The organism is Lactiplantibacillus paraxiangfangensis (assembly GCF_036246185.1).
Lineage (GTDB): Bacteria > Bacillota > Bacilli > Lactobacillales > Lactobacillaceae > Lactiplantibacillus > Lactiplantibacillus paraxiangfangensis.
This window is the reverse complement of the sequence record NZ_BTPW01000001.1, coordinates 1-15316: the sequence shown is the minus strand read 5'-3', so window position 1 is coordinate 15316 and position 15316 is coordinate 1. Positions and strand designations below refer to the sequence as shown.

Below are 15316 nucleotides of genomic sequence, written 5' to 3'. Positions count from 1 at the left end.
CAAAGACGCGGTCTATCGGCTTTGAATCGAGCTCACAGACCGCAGTGTGGCTGTGGCCGTCCCCCATAGCACACCAGTTCTACCCGACGAAGCGGCTAATTTAAATCTTTCTACTCTGAACCAATAACTTAATCATACCGCACTCACCCAGCGAAAACCCGTTTAACCCCACAAAAAAAGGCCAAAACGAAAATCGTTTCAGCCTTTTGATTTAACTTTGATTAGCCATTAACTGAGTAGTTAGGGGCATTTTTCGTAATTTGAATTTCATGTGGATGTGATTCGCGTAAGCCCGCACCAGAGATTTCAACAAACTGTGCGTTATCGATCAATGCGTCGATATCTTTGGCACCAACGTAACCCATCCCTGAGCGTAAACCACCAAGCATTTGGAAGATAATGTCATCGACACTACCCTTGAATGGGACGCGGCCTTCAACGCCTTCAGGAACCAACTTGTTGGCTTCGTTAACGCCACCTTGGAAGTAACGGTCAGAAGAACCGTGCGCTTGTGACATGGCCCCAACGGAACCCATTCCACGGTAGAACTTGTATTGGCGACCATCGTCAAAGACGACTTCACCAGGTGCTTCAGTTGTTCCGGCTAACATGCTCCCTAACATGACGGCGTTACCACCGGCTGCTAAGGCCTTCACGATGTCACCAGAGTACTTGATCCCACCATCGGCGATGATTGGCTTGCCATATTCACGTGCAACACTCGCAGCGTCGTAAATGGCTGTCAATTGAGGCACCCCAACACCGGCAACGATCCGGGTCGTACAAATTGAACCAGGGCCAATGCCGACTTTAACGACATCAACACCGGCATCAAATAATGCCCGAGTGCCTTCAGCAGTTGCAACGTTCCCAGCAATCAATGTTTGCGTTGGGAAGTGCTTGCGAATTTCTTTGATCTTACGTAACACACCAGCAGAGTGACCATGCGCCGTATCAATCACGATGGCATCGGCACCGGCTGTAAATAAGGCTTCAGCCCGTTCGAAAGTATCACTAGTGACCCCAACGGCAGCAACAGCCAACAAGTGGTTGTTCGCATCAACGGCAGCGTGTGGGTGTTGGTCGTCTTTTTCAACGGCTTTAACTTTCGCCACTTCGCCAGCCTGTGCTTCAATGCTTAAGTTTTTATGGATAACCGCTAGGCCACCTTGGTTAGCCATAGCGATTCCCATAGCGGATTCAGAAACGGTATCCATCCCCGCACTCAAAATTGGAATATTCAGTTGCAAATTATCCGCAAGTTTGACACCCAAGTTGACTTCATTCGGCAAAACATGACTTTCAGCCGGAATTAATAGTACATCATCGAACGTGTAACCTTTTTTCCCAAACTTTGTATCCCAATTAGACATTGAACGTTAGCTCCTTATGATTTTATTTTATCTGTAAAGGTAACAAAACATCAGGGCAAATGCAAGCAACACGCAAGAATTTCAGAAAATTCTTATTTTACAAAATCCCGTAATTTGACGCTTTACAGCTAAATATTAACTAGACCTTTACAAAAAAGAACCCGGAATTTTCCGAGTTCTGCAGACAGCCTAAAACAGGCTAGTTGTAATCTTGTAACGACGTTTTAGCCACATCCGGACGAAGAAGACCACGACCGCAATCGCTAAGTAGGCGATTCCTGGTAAAATCGGGTTCCATGGTCCCTTGATGTATGAGACCGTCGCAAAGACGAACATCCATACGACGACGGCTAAAACTGACCAACCAATTTTCTTCCATAGCGAAACTTTTGGTTGTCCTTTAACTGGTACGAGGTATTGGAACAACTTCGTTACCCCAAGACCCCCAACGACGGAAGTCAATAAGATAGCGGTAACGCCCATCGCCCCTTGAGAGCTCTTTGGCGTATTTGAACCGATTAAGCCCATGATTCCGTACATCAAGCAGAAAATCATGAATAACATCAGACCACTATCTAAAGAAGAAATCCAGTAGTTAGCTTGTTGTTGTTCAACCGGCGTCTTCTTAGGATCAACGATCTCTTGCGTCCGTTCTTGAACGGTCCCATAGAGTTGACGCGCAGTGGTCCCACGGCCTTGTTCCGTTAATAACGTATTCGTCATTTCTTCTAATACGGCTTTTTTCTTTTCACCGCTCAACTTAGTATCATTTAACGATTTACGCATCTGCCGCATGTATTCAGCATTCCGTTTCGTTAATTCCGTTGCTTCTTGGATTGGCCGTTCAGCAGCTTTGATCTGCTTAGCGCCAGCCGCCGCATTTCGGGGTGTTTTTGAAGTTTCACTTTCACTCACGAGTATGTTCTCCTTTCGGCTTAAACGTTGAAGCGGAATTCAACAATGTCACCATCTTGCATGACATAGTCTTTACCTTCCAACCGTAACTTCCCATTTTCTTTAACTTTAGCTTCTGAACCAGCTTCATCCAGGGCATCGTAAGACATGACTTCGGCCCGAATAAATCCACGTTCAAAGTCTGAGTGAATAATTCCGGCAGCTTGAGGCGCCTTAGTTCCGCGTTTAAAGGTCCACGCACGGGTTTCCTTGCCACCAGCCGTGAAGAAGGTTTCTAGGCCTAAGAGCTTGTAAGAAGCCCGAATTAGCTTATTCAAACCAGGTTCTTCGACACCTTCAGCAGCTAAGAAGTCCGCCTTATCATCGTCATCCAATTCAGCGATTTCTTCTTCAGTTTCAGCGGCGACCCCGATTGCTTGGGCGCCTTCCTGCTTAGCGTAGTCTTCAACGATCTTGTAGTACTTAGAACCTTCTGGATCAGCCATATCATCTTCCGCAATATTGGCCACGTATAAGACGGGCTTTGAGGTCAATAAGAATAGGCCGCGAACAATTGGTTGTTCATCTTCAGTAAATTCCAAAGAACGAACGGGTTTGCCCGCTTCAAGCGCTGGCTTAATCTTTTCAAGAACGGCATATTCGGCCTTAGCCTCTTTGTCGCTCCCCTTAGCGGCACGTTGAACCTTTGTAAAACGCTTGTCAACGGCTTCTAGGTCAGCCAAACTCAATTCTAAGTTAATCGTTTCAATATCGTCTTGGGGGTCAACCTTCCCAGTAACGTGGGTAATGTTGTCGTCATCAAAAGCACGAACCACATGCACAATCGCGTCAACTTGGCGGATGTTTTCAAGGAACTTGTTACCAAGTCCTTCACCCTTGCTGGCGCCCTTAACGATTCCGGCGATATCGGTAAATTCAAAAGTCGTAGGAACGACTTTCTTAGCGGGAATAAGTTCTTGGATTCGGTCTAATCGTTTGTCGGGAACTTCAACCATCCCCACGTTTGGATCGATCGTCGCAAATGGATAGTTGGCCATTTCGGCCCCCGCCTTTGTAATTGCGTTAAACAATGTGGATTTACCAACGTTTGGTAACCCAACGATACCTGCTGTAAGTGCCATATCGGTTATTCACTCTTCCTTTTAAATAATTAAGCTTGATCGGCTTTCTTTTCCAAAACCTTTTTTAACTTTTTATTGAATTCACGGCGCGGCATCATGACCACGTGACCGCATCCGGTACATTTGATCTTAATGTCGGCACCCATTCGCGTGATTTCCCAGCGGTTCACACCACATGGATGGGCTTTCTTCATTTCGACAATATCACCTAAATCATACATGCGCAACGCCCCTTTATAAATTAATTAATTTAAATCAATGTGCAGAATTTCTAAAATCCGCGTCAGGTCGTCATTCGACAAGTACGGAATCTCGATTTTACCTTGATCCTTTTTATTTGTCTTGGCTTGGATCGAAACGGCCGTCCCAAATTTTTCCTGGAGTTGTTCTTCACTGGCCCGAATATAAGGGGACTTTTTAACAGCGGGTTTCTTGACCGCCTTTTTCGTATCACCATTATACTGCGCCACGATTTGTTCCAATTGCCGGACGGTCAAATTATCTTTAATCGCGCGTTTCGCTAGTGGCGCTAGCTTGGCTTTGTCTTTCAGCGACAACAATGTCCGGGCCTGGCCCATCGATAACTGCCCTTTTTGAATCATCTGCTTAACGCTCGTTGGTAATCCCAACAACCGCAAGTAGTTCGCAATGTAAGGCCGACTCTTGCCTAAGCGTTTAGAAACTTCCGCCTGCGTTAACTTCAACTTTTTCATCAAAGAATCGTACGCTTCAGCTTCTTCTAACGGGGTTAAGTCTTCGCGTTGTAAGTTTTCCAACACGGCGACTTCCATCATTTGTTCTTCGGTAACGTCTCGCACAATGGCTGGAATCGTCGTCTGCCCTGCAAGCTTAGACGCCCGGAAACGCCGCTCACCAGCAATGATTTCGTACTTCTTAATTTCTACATCGGGCTGGCGCACAATAATTGGTTGGAAGACGCCGGACTTCTTAATGGAACTAGCCAGTTCTTTTAACGCCGCTTGGTCAAATTTTTGACGTGGCTGGTACGGGTTGGCATGGATGTCCGTTAAATTCAGATCAACGACGGCTTCTTCACTAGTCGGTTCATCAACATCGGCAAACAGGGCCCCGATTCCGCGACCGAGTGCTTTGTTTTGATCCTTATCTTTACTTGCCATGGGCGGCCAACACTTCCTTTGCTAAAGCTAAGTAAACTTGTGCACCTTTTGAACGAATATCGTAATCAATGATGGAAAGGCCGTGACTTGGTGCTTCCGACAAACGAACGTTCCGTGGAATAATGGTCTTATAAACGGCGTCCTTGAAGTACTTACGAACTTCTTCATTAACTTGCGCACCCAGGTTTGTCCGGGCATCGTACATCGTTAACAATACGCCTTCAATTTTCAGTTGTTTATTAAAGTGCTTTTGCACTAATTTGACCGTATTCAGTAACTGACTTAAACCTTCCAAAGCGTAATACTCACTTTGAACCGGAATTAAAATCGAATCACAGGCGGTAAACGCGTTGATCGTCAGTAACCCAAGCGAAGGCGGACAGTCGATCAAGATAAAGTCGTAGTCGCCCTTCACGTCATCGATTGCATCCCGTAACCGGGTTTCGCGTGCCATCATCGGCGTTAATTCGATTTCGGCCCCTGATAACTGAATCGTGGCCGGCACAATGTCCAAGCCCTTATGACTCGTTGGGATAATCGTCTCTTTAATGGGAACGTCGTTGATCAGTACGTCATAAATTTCATTTTCGATTGTTGATTTTTGGATGCCCAAACCACTAGTTGCGTTTCCTTGCGCATCGGTATCGATCAACAATACTTTTTGGCCTAATTCCACGAGACTAGCACCTAAATTAATGCTGGTCGTGGTCTTGCCAACGCCACCCTTTTGGTTAGCGAGTGCAATTACGGTTCCCATAACTACTTACCACCCCTTGGTTGATTTTTTGGAATTTCGATCGTGATTCGGTAGCCGTCTTCCGTATTTTCTTCATGCGTTTTGACGGGCATCCCGGCATCGGTCACCATTTTAATAGATTTTTTTATCGTATTCACGGCAATCCGGGTGTCGCCAGTCAGCCCCCGGGCGCGCTTTTTCTTTGGCTTGGGCGGTGTTTGCAGTTTTGCGACTAACTGTTCCGTTTCCTTGACCGTTAACTGGTCGGCCAACACTTGTTTCAAGATGACGCCTTGTTGGTCAGTTGTTAAATGTAACAACGCTCGGCCATGGCGTTCACTGATTTTGCGCTCCAGCAAGGCTTGCTGCACGGGGCGAGCCAGTTTTAATAGTCGCAGTTTATTCGCAACGAACGACTGACTCTTCCCCAACTCCTTAGCCAAGGCGGATTGCGTCAACGTATTGAGCTTCATCAGCTCTTGATACGCCGTTGCCTCTTCAATGACCGTCAAATCTTGACGCTGTAAGTTTTCAATCAGCGCCATTGACGCCGTTTCACCATCATCCATTTTCTGAATAATGGCGGGCACGTCCGCCCAATGTAGCGACGTGATTGCCCGAAAGCGCCGTTCACCGGCGATAATTTCATACTTTTTAGGTTCATACTCCCGCAACACAATCGGCTGTAACAACCCGTGCTCGGCAATCGTTGCGGCTAACTCGGCAATTCCGCCTTCGTCAAAGATCTGCCGTGGCTGGAACCGGTTAGGAATAATGGCGGTTACCGGAATACGCACAATCTGCTGAGTCGTATTCTGTACCTCAGCTTCCTTATGTTTATCACGATTAGAACCAAACAAAGAAAATGCCATGTCGTTACCTCCCCAACCTATGCCTTAGCCGTTAACGGTTGTTTTGCCGGTGTTCCCGGTTTGCGCGGATAGCGCTTTGGCGATGGCTGTTTTTTATCGATCACGATAATATGCCGTGGGTCTCCAGTCTCAGGCAACTTAAACGCTTCATCCGCGGTGATTTTACCACCTAAGACTTTGACAGCGTACTCGCCTTCAGCCGTTTCCGTTCTCGCATTAGCCGCCTTTAAAGCCACCATCTGGCCGCCAACTTTAACTAATGGCAAACAAAGTTCGCTTAAAACGGACAACCGGGCTACGGCACGCGCCGTCACCACGTCGTACGCTTCACGGTGTACTGACTTCTTACCCGCAAAGGTTTCTGCGCGATCATGGAACAGTTGCACGTTAGTCAGCCCGAGCTGATCCACTAACTGTTGCAAGAAATTGATTCGCTTATTGAGGGAATCCACAATCGTCACTTGTAACTGTGGAAAAACAATCTTCAGTGGAATTGACGGAAAACCGGCGCCCGCCCCTACGTCACAAATCGTTAATGGCTGTTCCCGTAGTGCTGGCACGTAGAATGCCGGCGTAATTGAGTCATAGAAATGTTTGAGATAAACTTCTGGCTCGGCAGTAATGGTCGTTAAGTTAAACTGCCGGTTAGTCTCAATCAGTAGTTTGAAATACGTCGCAAACTGGGCCAACTGCTGGGTCGTCAGGTCAATCCCATGACTCTCCAACGCCCGTTTAAATTCTTCTGGATTCATATCAAAAAGCTCCTTAATTAAGGTCGCATTTACCTTACACTTGTGAAACAACTTGAATGTTTCACGTCACCTCATAACTTTAACGTAAATGCGGGTTAAAATCAATGCACGAGCTTGATTGCTTACCAACGTCAACCCCTTGAAAGGCCTAGGTTTATCGTCCCTTCAAGCGATTCATTTTGATTGGAATTTTTTCGAATACGATGAGACTAAAAAAGGCTCCGAACAAACTGTCCGAAACCTCATTATCATTATTATAATTAATTCCTACCAAACAAAGAGGCCAACGACCCCAGCTGATAAGAGTGAAACTAAGATCCCAGAAAGAAGCATGTAGCCAACGTTCCGTGAGATCAAGTCGTTCTTTTCACGGTCAACGATACCCTTAAAGGCACCAATGATCATCCCAATCGTTGAGAAGTTCGCGAAGGATGTTAAGAAGACCGTCAAGACAGCGCGGAAGTGAGGGGTGTAAGTGTTAACCTTACTTGAAACTTCCCCCATGACAACGAATTCGTTAGTCACTAACTTCGTCCCCATGAACGATGCCATTTGGAAAGCTTCATGTGGGTTGAAACCAAGTAACCAAGCAAATGGGAACATAACGATTCCAAATAAGTTTTCTAGTGAAAGGTTTGGATTAATCAAACCTAATAATTTATCAATTAATTTAGCTAAGGCAACGAAGGCAATAACGTTCGCTGCGATAATCAAGATCAAGCGTCCAGCGCCTAAAATTGAATCACCTAAGAAAGAGAAGAATGGTTCGCGGGCTGGTTTAGCTTGCTTAACTTGTTCGTTAGCTAAATCTTCTGAGCCGCTTTCAGTGGTGTCAGTCGTTTCTTCAACAGCTGAACTACCGGAAATTTTAGCAATCGTATCTTCTTCCGGTTTAACTTCAACGGGGTTCAAAATTGCCGCAATAATCGCTGCGTTTAAAACGTTCATTGGGACCGCGGTCAAGATAAATTGACCGGGCATCATTTTGATGTAAGCCCCTAAGATTGACGCCGTCACACAACTCATCGACATCATCGCAATCGTTAAGTTACGCTGTGCCTTCATCTGCTTCAATTGTAACTGTGAAACGGCTAAGGCTTCAGTGTTACCCAAGAACATCATTTCGACAACGAAGAATGATTCAAACTTAGGTTGGCCCGTAATGTAAGCTAACCCACGGCCAACCCATTTAATGATCCATGGTAATACGCCGATATAAGTTAAAATATCGAATAATGGCACAATCAATAAGATTGGTAATAACGAACTCGTTACAAAGTCCATCTGCTTAACATTAACCCAGCTGGCCAACGCAAACGAGATACCTTCATACGAAACGTTAACGAGCCAAGTGAATCCGTCGGCGGCAGCCTTAACTGCGTCGACCCCAACTTGTGAACCCGTCAAGAACCATGCTAACAAGACTTCTAGTACCAACATGATACCAACTGAGCGCCAATGAATAGCGTGCTTTTGCTTGGAGAATAAGTAGGCAATCGCAATGAATACCACGATCCCAATAATATTAACTACCAAGTTAAAGATCATGTGAATAATCCCTCTTCCCTAAATAAGTGATAAAACAAAAAGTTTACAAAAAAACTACCTTTACTAATTTACCATGTTCAGGAAAGTTGTGGTAGGCATTTTTAAAGAAATTATTAAGAACCTAATTAGACCGTTCCAATCCGCGGAGTGGCGCTATCCAAAGTTCAAATTGATTTTCGCAGTTTAGCGGAAAAATCAGCCGTTCCGTCGGGGAGAACCGGTGTGCTGTGTCGGCAATATTGGTCAGGGTTTGGCCAATATTGCTGGGCAACTCAGAGACGTGGGGTATCGGCTCTGAGTTGAGGGAGCAGACCGCACTTCGGCTGGGACCGTCCCCCACAGCACACCGGCACCGCCCACCGAAGCGGATAATTTAACCAATACAAACAGCGGTCGTCACCACCGAAGTGATCACGACCGCTGTTTGATAAAGAACCCGGTGACTAAAACGCCGGGTGCCCCTGCCAAGGAAGTTCATTATACAACGTTTACCAACTTTGCGAACCAATTAGTTGACCCAAAAAGCAAACGGCGTTAAGCTACTGACAATTAATGAAAGGGGGTGATGCTTTTTGAGTACCATATCTAATCTTAAAGCATCAGTCTCTGCCCTGTTCGGAGCACAAGACTGATACCTTTAAGGAGACCCGGCCAAATCTTTGGTCGGGTCTTTTGCGTCTCATGCGACCTTTTCCTAAATTAAACAAATTCCGTCATCTTTAAGCAACTAAGCCTTGGCGTTCAGCCATGAACCCACGATTGATAGTTGCAACTTCCGCAGGACTAAGCTAAGTTAATAAGGAACGTTCTACGGAAAGATGAGTTATGACTTTATGAAAGAAACGACAAAACAAGTACTAGTTGGTACGGCCTGGTTGATAACCTTATTAGCTGTGATTGGTGGCACGATGCTCTGGCAGCATCAAGTGCGCAAGCCCCGCCACAACGTTGATAGTATTACGGTGACATCTACAGAACGGGTCCCCGTTCTGTTACTACTAGATGCCTCACTGGATGCTGAGCAGCAACGGCAATTAATCGCCACGATGCAACAAAATAACGGCTCGCAACCAGTGACGACCGTCCAGATTTCTACAAATGGCAAAATTAAATTTAACGGGCCAATTCGAACCAGTGACAACCGACCCTACCTCAAGCTGGTACTATCTAAGGGGCTAACTGCCACTAAAAAGTCGCAGTTAATCAAGAAGACCATCATTGCTGCTAAGGAAAATTACCATTTTGATAAGTACAACCTCGTTTGCTATGGCGACGGGGGACTCGTTGCAACTCACTACTTAGAACATACTGATCCTAGTTTGGCACCGGCGCACTTAATTACCATTGCAACCGCGTTTAACGGGACGGATCAGCGCTATAACTCTCAAAAAACTAACCCGGTTGACCGCAACCAAAGAACCGCCACCTTGACGCAATTAATTAACAAACGCAAAGCTCTCAGTCCAAAGACCAAGGTCTTACTCATTGCGGGTAACGCCAAGGGCCACCGCAATGGGGATGGCGTGGTTCCAATCCAAAGCGCCCTCGCCGGACAAAGTATTTTTAAACCAGTCATTAAAAATTACCAGCAGACTGTCATTCACAGTTGGCATGCTAGTCATACGCATATTTTAGAAAGTTGGAAACTCGGTGACAGAATTCAAGATTTTATTGATTAACCGTCAACTTCCAATATCAATCAAAAACGACCACACGGAAATTCAAACTTTCCGTGTGGTCGTTTTTGATTTCTAAGCCCATAACATCTGATCAGGATATTCCGCCGTCAAGAAGCGCTTGATGGCTCGAATCATGATTGCCGTTGACGGCGCTGTCGCCTGAGTCTTATTAGCTACCAACGCAATCTCACGGTTATACGGTTCCGCAAACGGATAAGTGTTCACGTCCCCCGTCAGTTTTCTGAGTGCTAGTTTTGGTAAAATTCCCATTCCTAAGCCGGACTCCACCATCGAAATAATCGATTGGTCATCAATGGAGAATCGCAAAAAGTTATTCGTAACGTGGTAATGATCCAGTGCCAACTTCGTATCACGATCATAGTCACTTTGTTGCAGGATAAAGTTTTTGTCCGCAACGTCGTCCGTCGTGATGTATTCCCCGTTCTCGGGAACAAAATCCGCGGGCGTCACACAATAAATAGGATCATTAATGAGTGAATGTACAAGTAAGTTCTCATTCACCGGCATCGACGTAAAACCGATGTCGATTGTCCCAATTTTGGCCCAGTTTGTAATTTCATTGAAATTACCCTGCATCACTGAAATTTTAATATTGGGATATTCATGATTAAATTTACGGATAATTCGCGGTAACCAATTGATGCAAACACTACTAAAACCGCCAATTCGCACCGATCCGGAGTGCAGTCCTTGAATGTTATCGGCAACTTGGCGCAGGTTACTTTCCGTATTGAGAATCTCTTGCACGTACGGTAAAACCTGCCGACCATCACTGGTAAGTTCAACCCCCGAACGGTTCCGAATGAACAACGGAAAGCCCAGTTCCTTCTCTAATTGGTTTACAGAGTGACTGACCGCACTAGGCGTCACGTTAAGCGTGGCGGCGGCTTGATAGAATGTTTGTTGCGCAACCACGGTCGCAAACACCTCGTAAGCAAAATTTGCCATTACTTTTAACTCCTTTTACATGAACTGTTTTCATCTAAGATTGAAAAAGTTGAGCTTTACTAACTTCAAGCCTCATTTTATCATAGTAACCATCAAGTAAACCAATAACTTTAAAACTTCAGTGGGGGAAATTATTATGAAAAATCTATTTGCGAACCGTGTTTTGAACAACGACACTTCTGACCTGAACGAAATTTTCAAAAATAGTGCTAATCCGGAAAATATTTCCTTCGCTGGTGGTTTTCCAGATAACCGGCTCTTTCCAGATCACGCCCTAAAAGCCGCTTATCAAGACGCCATTAACCGGGGTGGCCAAGCACTTTTCCAGTACGCCTCTACCCAAGGCTTGGCGACCCTCCGTCAAAAACTTGCTGAACGGATGGCTAACCACGCCGACGTTCAAGTCACCGCTGACAACATCATGCTCACTCAAGGCGGGCAGCAAGCCATTGATTTAGTCGCAAAGTTACTCCTCAACCACGGTGACGCCATGGCCGTTGAAGGCCCCACTTACATGGGGGCGTTGGCCGCCTTTGACACTTACGAACCAACTTATTATGAAATCCCAGTCGATCACGACGGCATGGACATCCGCTACTTGCGGCACACGCTTAAAGCGCATCCTGAAATCAAATTAATTTACACGGTCCCCGACTTCCATAACCCAACCGGGACCACGATGAGTCTACAACGTCGTAAAGACCTAGTAGCCCTCGCCAACCAATATGATGCCATTATTTTAGAGGACAGTCCTTACCGCGACCTCCGTTATGACGGGACGAGCTTACCCGCCGTTAAACACTTTGACACTGAAGGTCGCGTCATCTTTATCTCTAGTTTCTCTAAAATCTTATCACCCGCTTTGCGGACGGGCTGGCTAGTGGCCGACGAACCACTGATTCAGGCCCTCGTAAACTTGAAGTCAGCAACTGACGTTCAGTCTTCTAGCGTTACGTTAGCCGCTATCGATAGCTACTTGGCTCACAACGATATCGACCAACACATTGCTAACCTCAACGCCGCTTACCAGGTTAAACGTGATGCCATGTTAAACGCCCTTGACCGCTACTTCCCGGCTAACGTCAGCTTCACACGGCCAGCCGGCGGATTCTTCATCTGGGTCAATTTACCACAAGGTGTTGACGCACAACGGTTACTACAAGATGTCGTCTTACCACAAGCCCACGTTGCGTACGTTCCGGCCGCTTGCCAGTTTGCACATCGCAAAGTCACGAACGGTTTCCGGCTGAACTTCACTGGCTTAGACCCCGTTACGATTACCACGGGTATCAAGCGGCTCGGTGGCATTCTTCAACACCTTAACGTTGACGCAACCGTCGCAAAAGTGGCGCTGCCTTAACGTACCGCGATTTGATAAATCTAAAAGCAGTTTCCTACATGAGCAAGTCATGCGGGAAACTGCTTTTTTTGAATCTAATAGACGGCCTAATGGTCAAAATAATAAATATTCTCGCACGACATGGTGCCCATTAACTCCCACCAAGCGCCGTTAAACGTCACTTAGGGTATCAATCAGTTTATACCAGCATAAAGCCCCGTTTGACAGGCCTTGTAGCATTCGCTACACTAACGCTACCATCCATTGTTTTTTATAATGACGTTAAAAACCGTTTTATAATGCTTATTTTTTGTTAACACTTCTTTTTTTCGATAAACTAGGAGTGTCGCAAAAAATTCCAGGAGTGTGTTTAAATGAAAATTTGGGCTAAAAAATTAGGGCTAGCTGCTTTAGGTCTCGTACTTGCCGTCACTTTAACGGCTTGCGGGAGCAAATCTAGCAGTAACTCAACTAGCAACGACTTAGGACTACAAAAATCGGGGACGTTAACCATTGGTTTGGAAGGAACCTTCCAACCATATGGTTACCGTAAAGATGGTAAGCTAACTGGCTTTGAAGTTGATTTAGGTAAAGCCGTTGCTAAAAAGATGGGCCTAAAAGCCAAGTTCGTCCCAACGAAGTTTGATTCACTTATTGCCGGTTTAAATGGTAATAAGTACGACGTTATTTTAAATAACATGGCCGAAAGTAAAGAACGGAAGCAGAAGTACCTCTTCTCAACACCGTACATTTACTCTAAACCACAATTAGCCGTTAAGAAGAATTCCAGCATCAAAAACATCACCGCAATCAAGGGTAAAAAAGTGGCCCAAACGACCACTAGTAACAATGCGGGTGACGCCAAGCGTTTAGGTGCCACAATTACCCCTACGGACGGTTTCCAACAATCAATCGACTTAGTTACTCAAGGTCGGGTTGCTGGGACGATCAACTCACGTGAGGCTTTCTACGCTTACTTGAAGCAAAATCCGAAAGCCAACATTAAGTTAATTAACGCTGACAATGAAATTGCCGCCCAAAAGATTGGCGCGATGATTTCTAAGCAACATCCTAAGATGGAAAAACAAGTTTCTAAGGCAATTCAATCGCTTCGCCAAGACGGAACCCTTAAAAAGCTTTCTAATAAGTATTTCGGTGGTAACGTCACCGATAAATAAGTTCTCCCCGCTGATCGTTGTCAGCGGGCTACATAGCACTACTATTTCTTTACAGGAGGAACTTCATGGATTCAATTTGGCACATTATCGTTACCTCCGCACCTCAAATTGCAGTTGCGGGTTTAAAATACACCATTCCAATCGCTATTATTTCATTTATTATCGGTTTAATTTTGGCCGTCTTTACGGCACTGGTTAAATTATCACCGCGCCGCGGCTGGTTCTCGATTTTAAAGGCAATCGCCTACTTTTACGTCTGGCTTTTCCGGAGCACCCCACTGCTAGTTCAATTATTCATCGTCTATTTCGGATTACCTTATCTAAAGGTGAAGGGACTCTGGCCAAACGGGATTCAACTTGATCCGTGGACGGCCGGGATTGCCACCTTCTCACTCAACACGGGGGCTTACTGTGCGGAAACCATTCGGGCCGCCATTTTAGCCATTCCCCAAGGCCAGTGGGAAGCCGCTTATTCCATCGGTATGACTAAATCGCAAGTTCTGTGGCGAATCATTTTGCCACAGGCTGCCCGGGTCTCATTACCACCACTTTCTAACAGCTTCATTAGCTTAGTTAAGGATACTTCCTTAGCCGCATCCATCACGATTATTGAAATGTTTGAAGTCAGCCAACAAATTGCGGCGGAAAACTACCAGCCACTGGTGATGTACTCGTTGGTCGCAGCGTTCTACGCCATTTTATGTACCATTTTGAGCTGGCTACAAGGTTACTTGGAAAAACGGACGTCCCGTTACTTACGGCCACTTAATTAGGAGGGGTTGCTATGATTAAATTTGAACACGTCAATAAGACGTTTGGCGACCACCAAGCGTTAAGCGACATTAACACCACTTTTAAAGCGCACGAAACGACCGTTATTGTGGGGCCTTCTGGTTCGGGTAAATCGACCTTGCTTCGTTCCCTGAACTTATTGGAACGGCCCGAGGACGGCTTATACCACTTTAACGATCAAACAATTGATTTTGCTAAACCAATCACGGGTAAAACGATGCTCAGTATTCGGCGAAAAACGGGGATGGTCTTTCAAGGCTACAACTTGTTTCCACACCTCAGCGTCGTCAAAAACGTGATGGAAGGTCCCGTCCAAGTTCTCAAACAAAAGCCGGCCGCAGCTAAGCAAACGGCGCTCGACTTATTAGATAAAGTTGGTCTGGCTGATAAGGCCGACGTCTACCCCGGCCAACTTTCCGGTGGTCAGCAGCAACGGGTCGCCATTGCACGTTCCCTTGCGATGAATCCGGAATACATCTTACTGGACGAACCAACGAGTGCATTGGACCCCGAACTTGAAGCCGGGGTGCTCCGCGTCCTACTAGCCCTCGCGCAAGAAGAAAATTCCATGATTATCGTTACTCATAACATGGAATTTGCCCGGGCCGTTGCAGATAAGATTCTCTTCGTCGAAGATGGTAAGATTCTATTCGACGGCACACCAAATGAGTTCTTCAAACAGCCGACCCAACGAATTTCGGACTTCCTAGCCGCAATGACGTTCACGGCTATTTCCGACAAAGCAAAATAACTTATTAAAATAAGCCACCCTTTTCTGTACTAGTCCCTGTCAAGTTGACAGGTGAAATAATATAATTTTCGAGTTCTGTCTAAGCGGCTTTGCCGCGGTATTCTACCGCGGTGAAGCCGCTTCTTTGTGTTGTCCGGTCAATGTAATTGAAG

At 45.9% G+C, this 15316-nt stretch carries 15 protein-coding genes; 5 read left to right on the top strand and 10 right to left on the bottom strand.

Going from position 1 to position 15316, the window contains the following annotated elements:
* Positions 1-221: 221 nt before the first annotated feature.
* The 9 genes from guaB to AAA939_RS00035 all read right to left on the bottom strand — a co-directional run bounded on the left by guaB (position 222) and on the right by AAA939_RS00035 (position 8456).
* Positions 222-1373: an IMP dehydrogenase gene (gene guaB / locus AAA939_RS00075; protein ID WP_338207674.1), complete on the bottom strand. Its 1152-nt coding sequence runs from the start codon at positions 1371-1373 to the stop codon at positions 222-224.
* Between the two features lie 189 nt (positions 1374-1562).
* Positions 1563-2288: a DUF1129 domain-containing protein gene (locus AAA939_RS00070; RefSeq protein WP_338207675.1), complete on the bottom strand. Its 726-nt coding sequence runs from the start codon at positions 2286-2288 to the stop codon at positions 1563-1565.
* Positions 2289-2308: 20 nt separating this feature from the next.
* Entirely contained in the window at positions 2309-3409 is a 1101-nt protein-coding gene (gene ychF / locus AAA939_RS00065; RefSeq protein ID WP_338207676.1) for a redox-regulated ATPase YchF, read from the bottom strand.
* Between the two features lie 29 nt (positions 3410-3438).
* Positions 3439-3630: a DUF951 domain-containing protein gene (locus tag AAA939_RS00060; RefSeq protein ID WP_125072820.1), complete on the bottom strand. Its 192-nt coding sequence runs from the start codon at positions 3628-3630 to the stop codon at positions 3439-3441.
* 24 nt (positions 3631-3654) lie between these two features.
* A complete protein-coding gene (locus tag AAA939_RS00055; RefSeq protein ID WP_338207677.1) occupies positions 3655-4548 on the bottom strand; it encodes a ParB/RepB/Spo0J family partition protein in 894 nt (297 codons plus the stop codon).
* Positions 4538-5305 (bottom strand): ParA family protein, encoded by a 768-nt coding sequence (locus tag AAA939_RS00050; RefSeq protein WP_338207678.1) that lies wholly within the window; start codon positions 5303-5305, stop codon positions 4538-4540. Before AAA939_RS00050 ends, AAA939_RS00055 begins: the two co-directional genes overlap by 11 nt.
* A gap of 2 nt (positions 5306-5307) precedes the next feature.
* A complete protein-coding gene (gene noc / locus AAA939_RS00045) occupies positions 5308-6156 on the bottom strand; it encodes a nucleoid occlusion protein (RefSeq protein WP_338207679.1) in 849 nt (282 codons plus the stop codon).
* Between the two features lie 17 nt (positions 6157-6173).
* Positions 6174-6908: a 16S rRNA (guanine(527)-N(7))-methyltransferase RsmG gene (rsmG, locus tag AAA939_RS00040; protein ID WP_338207680.1), complete on the bottom strand. Its 735-nt coding sequence runs from the start codon at positions 6906-6908 to the stop codon at positions 6174-6176.
* 267 nt (positions 6909-7175) lie between these two features.
* Positions 7176-8456, bottom strand: a complete 1281-nt coding sequence (locus AAA939_RS00035; protein WP_338207681.1) for a NupC/NupG family nucleoside CNT transporter — start codon at positions 8454-8456, stop codon at positions 7176-7178.
* Between the two features lie 833 nt (positions 8457-9289).
* On the opposite strand from AAA939_RS00035, the gene AAA939_RS00030 reads away from it, so the two are divergent.
* Positions 9290-10135, top strand: a complete 846-nt coding sequence (locus AAA939_RS00030) for an alpha/beta hydrolase (protein WP_338207682.1) — start codon at positions 9290-9292, stop codon at positions 10133-10135.
* A gap of 72 nt (positions 10136-10207) precedes the next feature.
* On the opposite strand, the gene AAA939_RS00025 is transcribed toward AAA939_RS00030, so the two are convergent.
* A complete protein-coding gene (locus AAA939_RS00025) occupies positions 10208-11104 on the bottom strand; it encodes a LysR family transcriptional regulator (RefSeq protein ID WP_057705396.1) in 897 nt (298 codons plus the stop codon).
* A 136-nt stretch (positions 11105-11240) separates the two neighbouring features.
* Here AAA939_RS00025 and AAA939_RS00020 point away from each other — a divergent pair, with 136 nt between their 5' ends.
* The 4 genes from AAA939_RS00020 to AAA939_RS00005 all read left to right on the top strand — a co-directional run bounded on the left by AAA939_RS00020 (position 11241) and on the right by AAA939_RS00005 (position 15164).
* Positions 11241-12464 (top strand): aminotransferase-like domain-containing protein, encoded by a 1224-nt coding sequence (locus tag AAA939_RS00020; RefSeq protein ID WP_338207683.1) that lies wholly within the window; start codon positions 11241-11243, stop codon positions 12462-12464.
* A 353-nt stretch (positions 12465-12817) separates the two neighbouring features.
* Positions 12818-13621 (top strand): transporter substrate-binding domain-containing protein, encoded by an 804-nt coding sequence (locus tag AAA939_RS00015; protein ID WP_338207684.1) that lies wholly within the window; start codon positions 12818-12820, stop codon positions 13619-13621.
* 74 nt (positions 13622-13695) lie between these two features.
* Positions 13696-14394, top strand: coding sequence for an amino acid ABC transporter permease (locus tag AAA939_RS00010; protein ID WP_338207708.1), 699 nt, complete (start codon positions 13696-13698; stop codon positions 14392-14394).
* A gap of 11 nt (positions 14395-14405) precedes the next feature.
* On the top strand, positions 14406-15164 hold the full coding sequence (locus AAA939_RS00005; protein ID WP_338207685.1) for an amino acid ABC transporter ATP-binding protein: 759 nt from the start codon (positions 14406-14408) through the stop codon (positions 15162-15164).
* Positions 15165-15316: the final 152 nt, after the last annotated feature.

Excerpts from the sequence above, each read along its gene's own strand:
- AAA939_RS00020 (WP_338207683.1), top strand. The coding sequence starts at position 11,241 with ATGAAAAATCTATTTGCGAACCGTGTTTTGAACAACGACACTTCTGAC.
- AAA939_RS00050 (WP_338207678.1), bottom strand. The coding sequence starts at position 5,305 with ATGGGAACCGTAATTGCACTCGCTAACCAAAAGGGTGGCGTTGGCAAG.
- AAA939_RS00015 (WP_338207684.1), top strand. The coding sequence starts at position 12,818 with ATGAAAATTTGGGCTAAAAAATTAGGGCTAGCTGCTTTAGGTCTCGTA.
- rsmG (WP_338207680.1), bottom strand. The coding sequence starts at position 6,908 with ATGAATCCAGAAGAATTTAAACGGGCGTTGGAGAGTCATGGGATTGAC.
- AAA939_RS00055 (WP_338207677.1), bottom strand. The coding sequence starts at position 4,548 with ATGGCAAGTAAAGATAAGGATCAAAACAAAGCACTCGGTCGCGGAATC.
- AAA939_RS00025 (WP_057705396.1), bottom strand. The coding sequence starts at position 11,104 with ATGGCAAATTTTGCTTACGAGGTGTTTGCGACCGTGGTTGCGCAACAA.
- ychF (WP_338207676.1), bottom strand. The coding sequence starts at position 3,409 with ATGGCACTTACAGCAGGTATCGTTGGGTTACCAAACGTTGGTAAATCC.
- noc (WP_338207679.1), bottom strand. The coding sequence starts at position 6,156 with ATGGCATTTTCTTTGTTTGGTTCTAATCGTGATAAACATAAGGAAGCT.
- guaB (WP_338207674.1), bottom strand. The coding sequence starts at position 1,373 with ATGTCTAATTGGGATACAAAGTTTGGGAAAAAAGGTTACACGTTCGAT.
- AAA939_RS00005 (WP_338207685.1), top strand. The coding sequence starts at position 14,406 with ATGATTAAATTTGAACACGTCAATAAGACGTTTGGCGACCACCAAGCG.
- AAA939_RS00030 (WP_338207682.1), top strand. The coding sequence starts at position 9,290 with ATGAAAGAAACGACAAAACAAGTACTAGTTGGTACGGCCTGGTTGATA.
- AAA939_RS00060 (WP_125072820.1), bottom strand. The coding sequence starts at position 3,630 with ATGTATGATTTAGGTGATATTGTCGAAATGAAGAAAGCCCATCCATGT.
- AAA939_RS00035 (WP_338207681.1), bottom strand. The coding sequence starts at position 8,456 with ATGATCTTTAACTTGGTAGTTAATATTATTGGGATCGTGGTATTCATT.